The following is a 16,525-nucleotide window of genomic DNA, read 5'->3' as shown; positions in this document are numbered from 1 at the left end:
GGGGGGGCGGGCCTCTCCACAACCCGCGGGGCTGGGGGCGGCTTTGGGGGGGGCGGGCGTGGTGTCGCCGGCGGGGGGGGTGGTGGGGGGGGGCGCCGAGGTCGCGTCCGACCTCGGCGCCACACCGGGAGAGCAGCAGCTCGGCCAGACCCAGGAGGCCAACGAGCTGATCCACGGCAACCCCGAGAAGATCCGGAGCAGTGCCAAGCACCTGCGGGACTTCTCCGCCGCCTTCGACAAGGTCGGCTCGGGGATGAAGAAGGTCGACTCCTCCGCCTGGCGCGGCGAGGGCGGGGACACCTTCCGTGAGAAGTTCGGCGTCCACCCCTCGAAGTGGCTCCGGGCCGCCGACGCGTGCGAAACCGCCGCCACTGCCCTGGACGCCTACGCGGGCACGGTGAAGTGGGCGCAGCAGCAGGCGCAGGAGGCCATCGAGCTGTACGCACGCGGCAAGAGCGCGTCCGAGAAGGCCATCGGGGAGTACAACCAGAAGGTCGACGCCTACAACGCCAAGGTGCGGGCGGACCAGGACCCCGGCCCCACTCCCGGGCCGTTCCACGACCCCGGCAAGGAGACCATCCGGCAGGCGCGGGAGCAGCTGGCCCGGGCCCGCGCTCAGCGGAACACCGCCGCCGGTGACGCCGAGGCGGACATCAGGAAGGCCCTCGCCCATGCCCCGGCGGAGCCGCCACCGCTGGACCGCCTGACCGGCAACGTGGTCGACGGGCTCGTGGCGACCGGCGTCGAGCTCAACCACTTCGTGGGCGGTGTCATCAAGGGCACCGCGGGCCTGGTCAGCTTCGCCCGCGGCCTGAACCCGGTCGACCCCTACAACCTGACCCACCCGGCGGAGTACCTCCAGAACATCTCCCTGACCCTCTCCGGCCTGGTCTCGACCGCGGCCCATCCCGAGCGGGCGCTGAACGCAGCGGTGGAGGGTTTCAGGAAGGATCCGTCCGAGTTCATCGGCCGCCTGGTACCCGAGCTCATCGGCACGAAGGGCGCGGGGTTGGCGCGCGGGGGTCTGCGCATGGCCGTGAAAGAAGGTGCGGGGACCGCCGACAATCTGGCAGCGTCCGGAGCGAAATACGCCGACGAGGCCGCCGGCTCGGTACCCAAAGGTTGGAGCGACCTCGCACGGTCGACGGACCACGTCAAGGAAAAAGCCATCCATTACGACTCCGTGGACCCGCAGAAGGCCCAGGAGTTTTTGGACAGTGAATTTCCGTGGCTGAAAGAGATCGATAATACCGGCACTCCGGGATATCGAGACAACTGCAGCCACAACGTCGTCTCCGTGGACCGCAGGCTGGACGGGATCGAAGTGAGTGCGGCACCCAAGCCGCAGCCCGATCACATTCCCCCGGAGCAACTCGGCCTCAAGGACAGGGTCAAGGGCCACTGCGACATGGTGGACAGCTACGATGACATCATCCGAGACCTCCAGGCGCGGGGAGAAGGTCCAAGGAGTGCCATGTACGTGAGCCGGCCCGACGGCAGCACCCACGTGTTCAATGCCGTGAACACCAAGCACGGGGTTGTTTTCCTCGACGGGCAGTCAGGAGCCCTCGCCCGCCGAATACCTGAAAACCAAGGCTTTCCCTGAGAAGCCCGATTCGGTAGTGATGCTGCCGGATACAGCGATCCGGTTCACCTACGGCTGGACCGTGCGTTTCGATTTCAAGGAACACATCGACACGGGCGACCCCACGCAGTCTCCGTTCACGTCGCTCATCGTGGTACCGCACGACGGCACCGCTCCGCACTTCTCCCCGACCCATCTTCCGGGGGATAAGTACATGGAACTCCGTGAGACGGGCGAATGGCCTCATGGATGGCCGCCGAAGAGGGGGCACTAGAAGACGTCGAGTCCCGACCAGCGGGCAACCGCCTGGCTGAACGCCACCTACGGTGGCCTCGTCCGACTGGCCGCCCCGCATCCCGTGCACGAAACGGCCGCCGCGTGGCTGATGGCCTGCCGGCCGCGAAGCGGCACCGGACGCGAGGAGCGGAGAAGTGCGGGCGATGAGTTCCGCGCCCGGCGTCGGTCTACCTCCCAGGACCACTCCTGAGGAGCTCGCATGACCGACACCGCCGGTACGACCGGTACGACCCTCGACCTCGGACCCCAGACGGAGGCCCTGGCGCAGCTCGTCGCCGGTGTCACCGACGAACAGCTGGCCGACCCCACACCCTGCCCCGAGTACGAGGTGCGCCACCTGCTCGGCCACCTCGCGGGGCTGACCGTCGCCTTCCGTGACGCGGCCCGCAAGGACCTCGGCGCCACGACCGACACCAGTCCGGACTCCGCGCTCCCGGACATCGCGCCCGGCTGGCGCGAGGAGCTGCCCAAGGCCCTCGCCGAACTGGCCGAGGGCTGGCGCGACCCGGCCGCCTGGACCGGTATGACCCGGGCCGGGGGCGTGGACCTGCCCGGCGAGGTCGCCGGGCTCGTCGCCACCGACGAGCTGGTGATCCACGGCTGGGACCTGGCCCGTGCCACCGGCCGGTCCTACGCCCCCGACCAGGCCGCACTCCAGGTCTGCCACGACTTCCTCGCGGCGTCCGTCGACGACCCCGAGCGCGGCGCCATCTTCGGCCCCGTCGTCCCCGTCGAGCCGGACGCGCCCCTGCTGGACCGGGCGGTCGGACTGAGCGGCCGCGACCCGGGGTGGACGCGCACGCCGTAGAAAGCGATTGCAGCTTCCTTTGTCAGAAGCATTGACGAAACAAACGCGCCCTCCTACCGTCATCGCGTCGTACTTCGTACGTCATATATGAGACGCGATACGCGAGATCCGATACGCGATCCACCGATACGCGAGATCCGAGAGGCGCGCATGACCTCTGTGCCCACGCCGATCCCCTCCCGCACGCAGTACGTGCTGGAGGGGATCAAACACCGCATCCTCACCGGGCAGTTGACGCCGGGACAGGCGCTGGTCGAGACCGAGCTCGCCGCGCAGTTCGGGGTGTCCAAGACACCGGTGCGCGAGGCGCTCAAGACCCTCGCCGGGACCGGGCTGGTCGTGATGAGCCAGTACAAGGGCGTCACCGTGCGCCTGGTGGACGCGGACATGGCGCGCGAGGTCTACGACGTGCGGCTGCTGCTGGAGCCCGAGGCGCTGCGACGGGCCGTGCAGCGCGGGGCCTCCCTGGACGCCGCCCGCGAGGCGCTGACCCAGGCCGACGTCGCCACCGACACCGCCGAACGCTCCCTCGCCAACCGGGAGTTCCACCGCGCCCTGTACCTGCCGTGCGGCAACCCGCTGCTCGGCCGGATGCTCGACGAGGTCCGCGACCAGGCCGCCTTGGTCTCCGCCGTCGCCTGGGCCGCCTCGCCCTCCTGGGAGCGGGAGGCCGGCGAGCACCGGGAGATCCTGCGGCTCGCCCTCGACGGCGACGCCGACGGCGCGGCGCGTGCCCTGCACGCCCACATCGCGTCCTTCGTGCAGCGTGCTTTCCCCCAGGCAGGACTGGAACAGGAAGGTCAGGAATGAGCAGCGTGGCGTTCGAGACCCAGCGGGCGGCCCTGGCCGACGTGGTGGCGATCCCGGTGACCCCGTTCGCCGAGGACGGCTCCGTCGCGCAGGACACCTACCGGGCCCTGCTGCGCCGTCTGCTCGACGGTGGCATCACGACCCTCACCCCGAACGGCAACACCGGCGAGTTCTACGCCCTCACCCCCGAAGAGCGTCGGCTCGTCACCGAGTTGACGATCGACGAGGCCGGGGAGCGGGCCGTCGTCCTGGTCGGCGTCGGACACGACATCCCGACCGCCGTCGCCTCCGCCCGGCACGCCCGGGAACTCGGCGCCCGGATGGTGATGGTCCACCAGCCCGTCCACCCCTACGTCTCCCAGGCCGGCTGGGTCGACTACCACCGCGCCATCGCCGAGGCCGTGCCCGAGCTGGGCGTCGTCCCCTACATCCGCAACGCGCAGCTCACCGGTGCCCGGCTCGCCGAACTCGCCGACGCCTGCCCGAACGTCATCGGCGTGAAGTACGCCGTCCCCGACGCGGCCAGGTTCGCCGCGTTCGCCCGGGACGCGGGTCTTGAGCGGTTCGTGTGGGTGGCCGGGCTCGCCGAGCCCTACGCGCCCTCCTACTTCTCCGCCGGCGCCACCGGCTTCACCTCCGGGCTGGTGAACGTCGCCCCCGCCGTCTCCCTGAACATGATCGAGGCGCTGCGCTCCGGCGACTACCCGGCCGCCATGAAGGTCTGGGAGCAGATCCGCCGCTTCGAGGAGCTGCGCGCAGACAGCGGCTCCGCCAACAACGTCACCGTCGTCAAGGAGGCCCTCGCCTCCCTGGGGCTGTGCCGCCGCGAGGTCCGCCCGCCGAGCAAGTCCCTGCCTCAGAGCGAACGCGCCGAGGTCGCCGCCATCGCCGCCGGGTGGTCGATATGACCGACCGGAAGCGTCCCGAGGAGCTGCGCAGCCACCAGTGGTACGGCACCGAAGGGCTCCGCACCTTCAGCCACCGCGCCCGGACCCGCCAGCTCGGCTACCTGCCCGAGGAGCATCTCGGCAAGCCCGTCATCGCCATCCTCAACACCTGGTCGGACATCAACCCCTGCCATGTGCACCTCAGGGACCGCGCCCAGGCGGTCAAGCGCGGTGTCTGGCAGGCGGGCGGTTTCCCGCTGGAGTTCCCGGTCTCGACCCTGAGTGAGACCTTCCAGAAGCCGACCCCCATGCTCTACCGCAACATGCTCGCCATGGAGACCGAGGAACTGCTGCGGTCGTACCCGGTCGACGGGGCCGTCCTGATGGGCGGCTGCGACAAGTCCACGCCCGCCCTGCTCATGGGCGCGGCGAGCGCGGACCTGCCGGCGGTGTTCGTGCCGGCCGGGCCCATGCTGCCGGGCCACTGGCGCAACGAGGTCCTCGGTTCCGGCACCGACATGTGGAAGTACTGGGACGACAAGCGGGCCGGGGTCATCGGCGACTGCGAGATGCAGGAGCTGGAGAGCGGCCTCGCCCGCTCGCCCGGCCACTGCATGACGATGGGCACGGCCTCCACCCTGACCGCCGCCGCCGAAGCGCTCGGCGTCACCGTCCCGGGCGCCTCCAGCATCCCGGCCGTCGACTCCGGGCACGACCGGATGGCCGCCGGAGCGGGCATGACGATCGTCGAACTGGTCCACAAGGACCGGAAGCTGAGCGACATCCTCACCGCCGAGGCCTTCCACGACGCCGTGACGACCGTGCTCGGACTCGGCGGCTCCACCAACGCCGTGATCCACCTGATCGCCATGGCGGGCCGCGCGGGCGTCCGGCTCACCCTCGACGACTTCGACCGCATCGCCCGCACGGTGCCGGTGCTGGCCAACGTACGGCCCGGCGGACAGACGTACCTGATGGAGGACTTCCACTTCGCGGGCGGTCTGCCCGGGTTCCTCTCCCGGATCACGGACCTGCTCCACCTGGACCGGCCGACCGTCGCGTACGACACGCTGCGGGAGCAGCTCGCCGGCGCGCAGGTGCACAACGACGACGTCATCCGGACCCGGGACAACCCGGTCGCCGCCGAGGGCGGGGTCGCGGTGCTGCGCGGCAACCTCTGCCCGGACGGCGCCGTCATCAAGCACATCTCCGCCGAGCAGCACCTGCTCAAGCACACCGGACCCGCCGTCGTCTTCGACGACTACAGGACGATGCAGCGCACCATCAACGATCCCGCGCTCGGCATCACCCCCGACCACGTGCTCGTGCTGCGGGGCGCCGGCCCCAAGGGCGGCCCGGGCATGCCCGAGTACGGGATGCTGCCCCTGCCCGACTACCTGCTCAAGCAGGGCGTCCGGGACATGGTCCGCATCTCCGACGCCCGGATGAGCGGCACGAGTTACGGCGCCTGTGTGCTGCACGTCGCTCCCGAATCGCATGTGGGCGGACCGCTCGCCCTCGTGCGCACCGGTGACTCCATCACCCTCGACGTCGAGGCCCGCACCCTCCATCTCCACGTGGACGACGAGGAGCTGGACCGGCGCAGGGCGGACTGGACGCCCCCGCCCACCCGCTACGAGCGCGGCTACGGCGCGCTCTACAACGAGCAGATCACGCAGGCCGACACCGGCTGCGACTTCGAGTTCCTGGCTCGCCCAGGCACGGTGCGGGACCCGTACGCGGGCTGAAGCACCGCACCACCCAGGTACCTCAGCACGACCCGGCACGACCCGGCACAGCGAGAAAGCGCTTCCCGCGCACGCACCACGTACCACGACGTACTGAGAACGGAGAACAGTCATGGCCCAAGCCGCAGCCGTGGCGAAACCGCCCGCGCCACCGAGGCGGCGCCGTGCCTCCGCCACCCCGCGCAGGCTCCCCTACCTGCTGATCGCACCGGCCGCCCTGCTCATGCTGGGCTTCATCGCCTACCCGGTCATCAGCGTCTTCTACTACAGCCTGCAGAACTACAACCCCACCAAGCCCTGGCGGAACGGATTCGCGGGCTTCGACAACTTCGTCCGCATCTTCACCGACGACCCGCTGTTCTGGGACAGTCTCGTATTCAGCGCCAAGTGGGTCTTCGTCGAAGTGGGCCTGCAACTGCTGTTCGGCCTCGCCCTGGCCCTCATCGTCAACCAGACCTTCGTCGGGCGGGGCCTGGGACGCGCCATGGTCTTCTCCCCGTGGGCCGTCTCCGGCGTGCTGACCTCGGCGATCTGGGTGCTGCTCTACAACTCCCAGACGGGCATCACCCGTTACCTCGCGGACCTGGGCATCGGCTCCTACGGCACCAGCTGGCTGTCGGACACCTCGACCGTGTTCCCGGCGGCGATCGTCGCCGACCTGTGGCGCGGTGTGCCCTTCTTCGCGATCCTGATCCTCGCCGACCTCCAGTCCGTCTCGAAGGACCTCTACGAGGCCGCCGAGGTCGACGGGGCCAGCCGGATCAAGCAGTTCTGGCACATCACGCTGCCCCATCTGAAGGACGCCATCATCCTGTCCACGCTGCTGCGCGCGGTCTGGGAGTTCAACAACGTCGACCTGCTCTACACGCTGACCGGCGGTGGACCAGCGGGTGTCACCACGACGCTGCCGCTGTATGTCGCCAGCACCAGCGTCGAGTCCCACAACTTCGGCTACGCGTCGGCCCTGACCACGGTCGCGTTCGTGATCCTGCTCTTCTGCTCGATCGTCTATCTGCGGATGAGCAAGTTCGGAGGCGAGAACAAGTGAGCACCAAGGTGGCCACCAAGGCCGCGCCCGCTCCGGCACCCGCCGCCCCCGAACCGCCGCGACCGGCGGATAAGTCCCGCCGGGCATGGGACGAGGCACCCCGCTGGCAGATCTACCTGCCCCTGGGCATCTACCTCGTCTTCACGCTGATCCCGTTCTACTGGATCCTGCTGTTCTCGCTGCGCCCGGCCGGCTCCACCTCGCTGGTGCCCTGGCCGATGACCTTCGACCACTTCGAGAAGGTGTGGACGGAGCGCAGCTTCGGTGTCTACTTCCAGAACAGCGTGCTCGTCGGCGTCGCCACGCTGGTGATGACGACCCTGGTCGCGCTGGCCGGGGGCTACGCACTCGCCCGGTTCAACTTCAAGGTCAAGCAGCTCTTCATGCTGGCCCTGCTGTGCTCCCAGTTCGTGCCGGGCGCGCTGCTGCTGGTCCCGCTGTTCGAGATCTTCGCCGAGCTGCAGATGATCAACTCGCTGGCCAGCGTCATCATCGCCGAGACCGTCTTCCAGCTGCCGCTGTCGATGATCCTGATCAGCAACTTCATCAAGAACGTGCCGTACTCCCTGGAGGAGGCCGCCTGGGTCGACGGCTGCAACCGGTTCAAGGCCTTCCGGATCGTCGTCCTGCCGCTGCTGAGGCCCGGCCTGATCGCCGTCGGTTCCTTCGCCTTCGTGCACTCATGGAACCATTTCCTGTTCGCCCTGATGTTCCTCAACAACCAGCACAAGCAGACCATCCCGGTCGGCCTCAACACCCTGATGGGCGCGGACAGCGTCGACCTCGGCGCCCTCGCCGCCGGCGGCATCATCGCGGCCGTGCCCGTGGTGATCGTGTTCGCCTTCATCCAGAAGTGGCTGATCACCGGGTTCAGCGCGGGGGCGGTGAAGGGATGAGAGCACCTTCACGTCACCTCGCCGTGGCCGCCGGCCTGCTGGGGCTGCTGTGCGTCCCCGCGCACGCCGAGGCCCGGGACATCAGCCGCGACACCCTGCCCGCGCACGACGGCTGGGCGGCGGCCGGGGGCGGCACCACCGGAGGTGCCGCGGCCGGCGACGCGCACGTCCACACCGTGACCGACCGCGCCGGACTGGTCCGCGCCCTGGACGGCGGCAGCGACACCCCGAAGATCATCAAGATCGCCGGGACCGTCGACGCCAACACCGACGACGACGGCGACCGCCTGGACTGCGCCGACTACGCCACCGACGGTTACGGCCTGAAGAAGTACCTCGCCGCCTACGACCCCCGCACCTGGGGCCCGGCCAAGCCCAGCGGCCCGCAGGAGGAGGCCCGCCAGGCGTCGGCGGCCCGGCAGGCCGAGCGGATCGTGCTGCCCGTCGGCTCCAACACCACGATCGTCGGACTGGGCTCCCGCGCGGTGCTCAAGGGCGCGAGCCTCCAGGTCAAGAACGCGCACAACGTGATCATCCGCAACCTCGACCTGCGCGACGCCTACGACTGCTTCCCCGTCTGGCAGCCCAACACCGGCGGCCTCGGCGACTGGAAGACCGCCTACGACAACATCTGGCTGCGCGGCGCCACGCACGTCTGGATCGACCACGTCACGCTCTCCGACCAGGGGCACCCTGACGACAGGGAACCCACCTACTTCGGCCGCAACTACCTGCGCCACGACGGCCTGCTGGACATCACCAACGGCTCCGACCTCGTCACCGTCTCCTGGAGCCGCTTCGCCGGCCACGACAAGGCCATGCTCATCGGCAACAGCGACTCGGCGACGAGCGACCGGGGCAGACTCCGGGTCACCCTGCACCACAACGAGTTCACGTCGGTCGTCCAGCGCGCCCCGCGGGTCCGCTTCGGCCAGGTGCACCTCTACAACAACCGGTACGTCGTCCCCGACGGCGCGCCCTACCGCTACTCCCTCGGCGTGGGCACCGAGTCCGCCCTCCACGCCGAGAACAACGCCTTCACCACGCCCGGCCACGTCGAGGCGGCCGACCTGGTCAAGAGCTGGAACGGCAGCGCCCTGCACCAGAGCGGCACCCTCTTCAACGGCTATCCGGTCGACCTGCTCGCGATCCACAACGCCTACAACTCGGGCAGCGAGCGCGACCTGACCGCCGACGTGGGCTGGACACCGGCCCTGCACACGAAGATCGACAGCGCCGCGTCGGCCGACCGAGCGGTGGCCCGCGGCGCGGGAGCGGGGAGGATCCCATGAGCACACCCCTGCCCGTCGTCCTCGCCGGCGCCCGCGGCCACGGCCGCTGGCACGTGGAGAACATCCGCCGGCTCGAGCGCGAGGGACTGGTCCGGCTCGCGGGCATCTGCGAGCTGACCCCGCTGACCGAGGACGAGCTCGGCGGCGAACTCCCCGAGCAGTCGGCCGACTTCGGCGCACTGCTGGAGTCCACCGGTGCCCGGATCGCGGTGATCTGCACGCCGATCCCGACGCACACCGACCTCGCGCTGACGGCCGCGCGCAAGGGTGTCCACATCCTCCTGGAGAAGCCGCCCGCGCCCTCCTACGCCGAGTACCGCCGCATGGCCGACGGGGTCGCCGAGGCCGGTGTCGCCTGCCAGATCGGGTTCCAGTCGCTGGGCTCGCACGCCCTGCCCGCCATCCGCGAACTGATCGCCCAGGGCGCCATCGGCGAACTCGCCGGGCTCGGCGGAGCCGGTGCCTGGGTGCGCGACGAGGCCTACTTCCGCCGGGCGCCCTGGGCGGGCAAGCGGCGGATGAACGGCGCCGACGTGATCGACGGGGCGCTGACCAACCCCCTCGCCCACGCCGTCGCCACCGCCCTCGCCCTCGGCGGCAGCACCCGCGCCGAGGACGTCACCGCCATCGAGACCGAACTGCTGCGCGCCAACGCCATCGAGTCCGACGACACCTCCTGCGTCCGCGTCACCACCGCGCAGGGACACCCGGTCACCGTCGCCGCGACCCTGTGCGCCGAGCGGGCCGACGAGCCGTACGTCCTGGTGCACGGCAGCAGCGGCCGGATCACCTTCTGGTACAAGCAGGACCGGGTGCTGCTCCAGCGTGCGGCCCACGGCCCTCAGGAGTACGAGTACGGCCGCACCGACCTGCTGGAGAACCTCGTCGCGCACCTCACCACCGGGGCCGGCCTGCTGGTCACCCCGGACGGGACCGGCGCCTTCATGAAGGTCGTGGAGGCGATCCGGCAGGCCCCCGACCCGGCCCCGCTGCCCGGCACCGCCTGGCACCGGATCCCCGGCGAGAACCGCAGGGTCGTGCCCGGCATCGACGGACTGGTCGCGGCCGCCGCCGACACCCTCTCCCTGTACTCCGAACTGGGTGCCCCCTGGGCGCTCCCACCCGCCCGCCGGAAAGAGGTGAGCACCCGATGACCACCGACACCGCGGTCCTGCGCGTCGCGGGCCGGCCCGTCGGCCGGTACGTCACCCGGCCCGAACTCCCCACGCGCCTGTCCCCGCGCCCGTACCTGCACCCCGTCACCACCCTGGCCGGCACGGCCGTGACCGAACTCGGTCCGGCCGACCACGCACACCACCTCGGCGTCGGTGTCGCCGTTCCCGACGTCGAGGGGTACAACTTCTGGGGCGGGCGCACCTTCGTCCGCGACCAGGGCCCGACCGAGCTGGACAACCACGGCTCCCAGCGGCACTCCGCCTTCCAGCTGCGCGACCCCGACGGCTTCGTGGAGGAGCTGCGCTGGGTGGCCGCGCCGGGCGAGCTGCTGCGTGAACGCCGCACGGTCGCGGCCACCGAACTCACCGACAGCGCCTGGGCCCTGGACCTCACCTTCTCCCTCACCAACGTCACACCGCATCCCCTGTCCATCGGCAGTCCCGCCACCAACGGGCGCCCGGGCGCGGCCTACGGCGGCTTCTTCTGGCGCGCCCGCAAGGAATCCGGGGCCCCGGACGTCTTCACCGCCGGCACCGAGGGCGAGGCCCAGGTCCACGGACGGCGCGCCGACTGGCTCGCCCTGGCCGGCTCCACCTGGACGCTGGTCTTCGCCGGGGCCACCGGACAGACCCGGCGGGACCCGTGGTTCGTACGCACCGAGGAGTACCCGGGCGTGGGCTCGTCCCTCGCGCACGACGAACGGCTGCCGATCCCGCCCGGTGACACCGTCGTACGCCGCGTCGTCACCGTCGTCGCCGACGGCCGCCTCGACCGGGACGCGGCCGCGTCCCTCGTCCGGAAGGCGGTGAGCCCGTGAGCGCCGAGCAGACCGACGTCACGTACCGCAACCCGGTCCTGGACGCCGACTGGTCCGACCCGGACGTCGTACGCGTCGGCGACGACTTCTACCTGACCGCCTCCAGCTTCGGCCGCGTCCCCGGCCTGCCGCTGCTGCACTCCCGCGACCTGGTCAACTGGACCCTGGTCGGCCACGCCCTCGAACGCCTGGAACCGGCGGGCGAGTTCCGGGCACCGCGCCACGACTGCGGCGTCTGGGCACCCTCGTTGAGGTATCACGACGACCGTTTCTGGATCTTCTGGGGCGACCCCGACCAGGGCATCTTCCAGGTCAACGCCCCGGCGGTGCGGGGCCCGTGGACCCGCCCGCACCTGGTCAAGTCGGGGCGGGGCCTGATCGACCCGTGCCCCCTGTGGGACGAGGAGACCGGCGAGGCGTACCTCGTGCACGCCTGGGCCAAGTCCCGCTCCGGCGTCAAGAACCGCCTCACCGGCCACCGCATGAGCCCCGACGGCACCGAACTCCTCGACGAGGGCAAGGTGATCGTCGACGGCGACCGCATCCCCGGCTGGTTCACCCTCGAAGGGCCCAAGCTCTACCGGCACGACGGCTGGTTCTGGATCCTGGCGCCCGCCGGGGGAGTGGAGACCGGCTGGCAGGGCGCCCTCCGCTCGCGCGGCTTCTTCGGGCCGTACGAGGAGAGAATCGTCCTGGAGCAGAAGGACACCGACGTCAACGGCCCCCACCAGGGCGGCTGGGTGCGCACCCCGTCCGGCGAGGACTGGTTCCTGCACTTCCAGCAGCGCGGCGCCTACGGCCGGGTCGTGCACCTCCAGCCGATGAGCTGGGACGCGGACGGCTGGCCCGTGCTCGGCCACGAGGGCGCCCCCGTGGCCGTGCACCAACGGCCCGATCTGCCACCGCAGCCGCCCGCCGCGCCCGCCACCGACGACGACTTCCCCGGCGGACGCTTCGGCCGCCAGTGGCAGTGGACCGCCAACCCCCAGGACGGCTGGGCCACTCAGCACTCCGGCGACGGGCTCCGGCTGACCTGCCTCCGCACGGCCGACGCGCACGACCTGCGCCGGCTGCCGCACGTGCTCACCCAACGGCTGCCCGGCACGCCCCGGGTGGCCGAGGTGGAGCTGTGTCTCAACAGCGAGGAACCGGGCGCGCGGGCCGGACTCGCGGTCCTCGGCGACGCGTTCGGCTGGATCGGGCTCCAGCGGGGCGCGGAGGGGACCGTGCATCTGGTGCACCGGTTCGCCGAGGCGGTCGGGGAGCGGGAACGGGACGCCGCGCATCCCCGCGAGGCGCCCGAGGGCCGGGCCCGGCTGCGCATCGAGATCGGCGCCGGGGCGCGCTGCCGCTTCTCCTACGACGTCGGGGACGGCTTCCGCCCCTCCGGCCCGGTCTTCGCCGCCACCCCGTGGCGCTGGGTCGGCGCCCTGCTCGGCCTGTTCGCCCTCGCGCCCGCCGGCCCCGGACACGCCGGCGCGGCCACCTTCACGCAGTTCCGGATCAGAACCCTGTAACCCGTCACCACCCCGCCTGTTGGGAGCCGCAATGACGCACCTCCGAAGCAAGCGCTTGCCGGGAACCGGCAGAACCATGGCCGCCGTGTTCGGCCTGGTCGCCGCCCTGGCCCTGGGGGCGGTGGGGGAGGCGAAGGCCGCCGCCCCCGCCGCGGACACGGCGCGGACCACGCCGGCCACCACGACCGCCGACCGCTTCACCGACCGGCCGCACGGTTTCGCCGCCCTCGCCGGCGGCACCACCGGAGGGGCGGGCGGCAAGGTCGTGACAGTCACCGACCAGGCCTCGCTGGCCCGATACGCGGCGGCCGAGGAACCGTACGTCATCCGCGTCAAGGGCTCGATCGCCGTCGAACCCTTCGGCTCGGACATCGTCGTGGCGTCCGACAAGACCATCATCGGCGTCGGCGACACCGGTGAGATCGTCCACGGCGAGCTGCACCTCAAGCCCGGTACGCACAACGTCATCATCCGTAACCTGACGATCCGGGACTCCTACGTCGAGGGCGACTGGGACGGCAAGACCACCGACTTCGACGCCATCCAGATGGACTCCGTCCACCACGTCTGGATCGACCACAACCGCTTCACGCGCATGGGCGACGGGCTGCTCGACGTGCGCAAGGACAGCGAGTACATCACCGTCTCGTACAACGAGTTCGCCGACCACAACAAGGCGTTCGGCATCGGCTGGACGGACAACGCCAAGACGCAGATCACCATCGACCACAACTGGTTCACGGGGACGAAACAACGCAACCCGTCCGCCGACAACTGTGCCTACGCGCACCTGTACAACAACTACTTCTCCCGTCAGGTGGCCGACGGCGACCCGCGGTGGACCTACGGCAGCTGGGCGCGCGGCAGGACCGAGATGGTCATCGAGAACAGCTACTACGACGGCGTCCAGCACCCCCACCAGGCCGATGCCACGGCCGAGCTGGTGCAGCGCGGCTCGATCCTGAGGAACACCACGGGGCGGCACGACACCCGGGGTGACGCCTTCGACCCACGGGCGTTCTACGACTACCGCCTCGACCCGGCCGCGGCCGTCCCCGCGCTGGTCAAGCGCTTCTCCGGCCCGCAGAAGCGGATCGGTGACGCGGTGACGCTGCACGTCCCCGCGGCGTACCCGACCGTGCAGTCGGCCGTGGACGCCGTGCCGTCCGGCAACGACGTGCCCGTCACCATCGCGGTCGCGCCCGGCACGTACCGCGAGAAGGTGCTCGTTCCCGCGGACAAGCCGAAGATCGTGCTGCGGGGGACTGGACAGGACCGCTCGGACACGGTCATCGTCTACGACACACCCGCCGAGTACGGCGGCTCCACCGGGAGCGCGACCGTCCGGATCGCCGCGAGCGACGTCACCGCACGCAACCTCACCTTCAGCAACGACTTCGACGAGGCCGCGCACGAGCTGAAGGGCGAGCAGGCGCTGGCGATGAAGACGACCGGCGACCGGATCGTCTTCGAGGACACCGCGTTCCTGGGCAACCAGGACACCCTGATGACCGACAGCCCCAGGCTGACCACCGTCAGCCGGGTCTACATCCGCGACTCGTACATCGAGGGCGACGTCGACTTCATCTACGGGCGGGCCACCACCGTCATCGAGCGGTCGGTGATCCGGGCGCTGAGCCGGGGATCGGCGACGAACAACGGCTACATCACCGCCGCCTCGACCTGGAAGGACAACCCGTACGGGTTCCTGATCACCCGGTCGGAGATCGTCAGCGACGCGCCCGCCGGATCGTTCCACCTGGGGCGGCCCTGGCACCCGGGCGGCCAGCCGGACGCCATCGCCCAGGTGCTGATCCGGGACACGAAGCTGCCCGCCGCGATCAAGGCCTCGCCGTGGACCGACATGAGCGGCTTCTCCTGGCGGGACGCGCGGTTCGCCGAATACGGCAACTACGGGCCCGGCGCGTTCCTGACGGAGGACCGGCCGCACCTGAGTGACGCCGAGGCACGGTCGCACACCGTCGCCCGCTACCTGAACGGGTCGGACGGCTGGGCGCCGTACGACCGCCACTGACACCCCCCACACCCCCCACCCCCCACACCCCCCACCCCCACACCCCCATACCCGCACACCCGCACATCTCCGTTGGATCCAGAAGAAGAGAGCCGACCAATGAGGATCAGCAATCGCAGCACCAGCACAGGAAGGCGCCGGACGTCGGCCGCCGTCGCTCTGGGGGCCGTGCTCGCCCTGACCGCCACCGCCTGCGGTGACGACGGCAGCGGTGGGGGTGACGGAGCCGAGGGCAGTGGCACCGGGAAGATCGTCTTCTGGGACAACAACGGCGGTGTCCGCACCGACATCTGGAAGGAGATCATCGCCGACTTCGAGAAGGCGAACACGGACATCAAGGTCGAATACGTCGGGATCCCCTCCACCGAGGTGCAGTCGAAGTACGACACCGCCATCCAGGGCGGCGGCCTGCCCGACGTCGGCGGTGTCGGCGCGGCCATGCTCGCGGGCATCGCGGCGCAGGACGCGCTGGAGCCGCTGGAGGACCGGCTGGCCAAGTCCTCGCTGGGCGGCAAGCTCAACGAGGGCATGGTCGAGTCGGTCAAGGTGGCCGGCGGCTCCGACGACAACATGTTCACGATCCCGACCTCCGCGAACAACGGCACCCTCTACTACCGCACCGACCTGTTCGACAAGGCGGGTCTGGAGGCGCCCACCACGTGGGACCGGTTCTACGAGGCCGCCGAGAAGCTCACCGACGTCAAGAAGAACGAGTTCGGCTACACCATCCGCGGCGGCGCGGGCTCCATCGCGCAGGCGCTGGACGCCATGTACGGGCAGTCCGGCATCACGTCCTTCTGGGACGCGAGCGGCGAGAAGACCACGCTCAACGACCCGAAGAACGTCGAAGCGCTGGAGAAGTACGCCGGCCTGTACAAGAAGTACACGCCGGCCGCCGACCTCAACAACGACTTCACCAAGATGGTCGCCCAGTGGGACTCCGGCACCATCGGGATGCTGAACCACAACCTGGGCTCCTACCAGGACCACGTGAAGGCGCTCGGCACCGGCAAGTTCCGCGGTATCCCGCAGCCGACCGGTCCCGGCGGCAAGCGCGTCCAGGTGTCCAACCCCGTCGACGGTCTCGGCCTGTTCAAGAGCTCCAAGAACAAGGAGGCGGCCTGGAAGTTCATCGAGTTCGCCGCCTCGCACGAGTCCAACTCCAAGTGGAACGAGTCGGCCGGCGCCATCCCGTCAAACAAGGACGCCGCCAAGGACGCCTGGATCTCCAAGGCCGAGCCGACCAAGCTCGCCGCCGAGGCCCTCAACGACGGCTCCACCACCATCGTCCAGCTGCCGTACTACCTGCCGGACTGGAACACCATCTCCAAGGCCGACAACGAGGCCGGCTTCCAGAAGGTCCTGCTCGGCGACATGAGCGCCAAGGACTTCCTGGACAAGATGGCCGAGCAGCTCAACGAGGCCCAGAAGGAATGGAACGAGCAGAAGGGCTGACCCCGGCCCGCTGATCCCCCCACGCCCCCCACAGGACAGGGCCGGCGGCGGACACCCATCGCGCCCCGCCGCCGGCCCCCGCCCTCCCCCACCCCGCAACCCCCGCCACGCCTGAAGCAAGAAGCCTGCCGAAAGAACCCGATACACCGATACA

At 70.3% G+C, this 16,525-nt stretch carries 13 protein-coding genes; all 13 read left to right on the top strand.

Annotated features, from left to right (window positions below):
* Nucleotides 1–82: 82 nt before the first annotated feature.
* The 13 genes from ACFU3E_RS13995 to ACFU3E_RS13935 all read left to right on the top strand — a co-directional run bounded on the left by ACFU3E_RS13995 (nucleotide 83) and on the right by ACFU3E_RS13935 (nucleotide 16,371).
* Nucleotides 83–1,606: a putative T7SS-secreted protein gene (locus ACFU3E_RS13995; protein ID WP_384156348.1), complete on the top strand. Its 1,524-nt coding sequence runs from the start codon at nucleotides 83–85 to the stop codon at nucleotides 1,604–1,606.
* Nucleotides 1,607–2,081: 475 nt separating this feature from the next.
* Nucleotides 2,082–2,690, top strand: a complete 609-nt coding sequence (locus tag ACFU3E_RS13990) for a TIGR03086 family metal-binding protein (RefSeq protein ID WP_384156345.1) — start codon at nucleotides 2,082–2,084, stop codon at nucleotides 2,688–2,690.
* A 150-nt stretch (nucleotides 2,691–2,840) separates the two neighbouring features.
* Complete coding sequence (locus ACFU3E_RS13985) at nucleotides 2,841–3,500, top strand: GntR family transcriptional regulator (protein WP_384156342.1); 660 nt, start codon at nucleotides 2,841–2,843, stop codon at nucleotides 3,498–3,500.
* A complete protein-coding gene (locus ACFU3E_RS13980) occupies nucleotides 3,497–4,408 on the top strand; it encodes a dihydrodipicolinate synthase family protein (protein WP_384156339.1) in 912 nt (303 codons plus the stop codon). Before ACFU3E_RS13985 ends, ACFU3E_RS13980 begins: the two co-directional genes overlap by 4 nt.
* Entirely contained in the window at nucleotides 4,405–6,135 is a 1,731-nt protein-coding gene (araD, locus tag ACFU3E_RS13975) for an L-arabinonate dehydratase (RefSeq protein WP_384156336.1), read from the top strand. Before ACFU3E_RS13980 ends, araD begins: the two co-directional genes overlap by 4 nt.
* A gap of 112 nt (nucleotides 6,136–6,247) precedes the next feature.
* Nucleotides 6,248–7,183: a carbohydrate ABC transporter permease gene (locus tag ACFU3E_RS13970; RefSeq protein ID WP_384156334.1), complete on the top strand. Its 936-nt coding sequence runs from the start codon at nucleotides 6,248–6,250 to the stop codon at nucleotides 7,181–7,183.
* Nucleotides 7,180–8,079: a carbohydrate ABC transporter permease gene (locus ACFU3E_RS13965; RefSeq protein WP_384156331.1), complete on the top strand. Its 900-nt coding sequence runs from the start codon at nucleotides 7,180–7,182 to the stop codon at nucleotides 8,077–8,079. Before ACFU3E_RS13970 ends, ACFU3E_RS13965 begins: the two co-directional genes overlap by 4 nt.
* Nucleotides 8,076–9,371, top strand: coding sequence for a polysaccharide lyase family 1 protein (locus tag ACFU3E_RS13960; protein WP_384156328.1), 1,296 nt, complete (start codon nucleotides 8,076–8,078; stop codon nucleotides 9,369–9,371). The genes ACFU3E_RS13965 and ACFU3E_RS13960 overlap by 4 nt, the downstream gene beginning before the upstream one ends.
* Nucleotides 9,368–10,525 (top strand): Gfo/Idh/MocA family protein, encoded by a 1,158-nt coding sequence (locus ACFU3E_RS13955; RefSeq protein WP_384156325.1) that lies wholly within the window; start codon nucleotides 9,368–9,370, stop codon nucleotides 10,523–10,525. Before ACFU3E_RS13960 ends, ACFU3E_RS13955 begins: the two co-directional genes overlap by 4 nt.
* Nucleotides 10,522–11,364 carry a PmoA family protein gene (locus ACFU3E_RS13950; protein WP_384156322.1) on the top strand — a complete coding sequence of 281 codons (843 nt, stop codon included), beginning with the start codon at nucleotides 10,522–10,524 and terminating at the stop codon, nucleotides 11,362–11,364. The genes ACFU3E_RS13955 and ACFU3E_RS13950 overlap by 4 nt, the downstream gene beginning before the upstream one ends.
* Nucleotides 11,361–12,881: a family 43 glycosylhydrolase gene (locus ACFU3E_RS13945; RefSeq protein ID WP_384156319.1), complete on the top strand. Its 1,521-nt coding sequence runs from the start codon at nucleotides 11,361–11,363 to the stop codon at nucleotides 12,879–12,881. Before ACFU3E_RS13950 ends, ACFU3E_RS13945 begins: the two co-directional genes overlap by 4 nt.
* Nucleotides 12,882–12,957: 76 nt before the next feature.
* Nucleotides 12,958–14,916: a pectinesterase family protein gene (locus ACFU3E_RS13940; RefSeq protein ID WP_384156316.1), complete on the top strand. Its 1,959-nt coding sequence runs from the start codon at nucleotides 12,958–12,960 to the stop codon at nucleotides 14,914–14,916.
* 99 nt (nucleotides 14,917–15,015) lie between these two features.
* On the top strand, nucleotides 15,016–16,371 hold the full coding sequence (locus ACFU3E_RS13935; protein ID WP_384156313.1) for an ABC transporter substrate-binding protein: 1,356 nt from the start codon (nucleotides 15,016–15,018) through the stop codon (nucleotides 16,369–16,371).
* The last annotated feature ends 154 nt before the right edge of the window (nucleotides 16,372–16,525 follow it).

The organism is Streptomyces sp. NPDC057424 (assembly GCF_042803315.1).
In the GTDB taxonomy this organism is placed as follows: Bacteria; Actinomycetota; Actinomycetes; order Streptomycetales; family Streptomycetaceae; genus Streptomyces.
Note: the sequence above shows the minus strand (reverse complement) of the source record. Positions and strands in the feature narration are given on the sequence as shown.

What these genes read in the sequence shown, in the direction of transcription:
- ACFU3E_RS13990 (WP_384156345.1), top strand. Translation starts at nt 2,082, where the DNA reads ATGACCGACACCGCCGGTACGACCGGTACGACCCTCGACCTCGGACCC.
- ACFU3E_RS13985 (WP_384156342.1), top strand. Translation starts at nt 2,841, where the DNA reads ATGACCTCTGTGCCCACGCCGATCCCCTCCCGCACGCAGTACGTGCTG.
- ACFU3E_RS13980 (WP_384156339.1), top strand. Translation starts at nt 3,497, where the DNA reads ATGAGCAGCGTGGCGTTCGAGACCCAGCGGGCGGCCCTGGCCGACGTG.
- araD (WP_384156336.1), top strand. Translation starts at nt 4,405, where the DNA reads ATGACCGACCGGAAGCGTCCCGAGGAGCTGCGCAGCCACCAGTGGTAC.
- ACFU3E_RS13970 (WP_384156334.1), top strand. Translation starts at nt 6,248, where the DNA reads ATGGCCCAAGCCGCAGCCGTGGCGAAACCGCCCGCGCCACCGAGGCGG.
- ACFU3E_RS13960 (WP_384156328.1), top strand. Translation starts at nt 8,076, where the DNA reads ATGAGAGCACCTTCACGTCACCTCGCCGTGGCCGCCGGCCTGCTGGGG.
- ACFU3E_RS13955 (WP_384156325.1), top strand. Translation starts at nt 9,368, where the DNA reads ATGAGCACACCCCTGCCCGTCGTCCTCGCCGGCGCCCGCGGCCACGGC.
- ACFU3E_RS13950 (WP_384156322.1), top strand. Translation starts at nt 10,522, where the DNA reads ATGACCACCGACACCGCGGTCCTGCGCGTCGCGGGCCGGCCCGTCGGC.
- ACFU3E_RS13940 (WP_384156316.1), top strand. Translation starts at nt 12,958, where the DNA reads ATGGCCGCCGTGTTCGGCCTGGTCGCCGCCCTGGCCCTGGGGGCGGTG.
- ACFU3E_RS13935 (WP_384156313.1), top strand. Translation starts at nt 15,016, where the DNA reads ATGAGGATCAGCAATCGCAGCACCAGCACAGGAAGGCGCCGGACGTCG.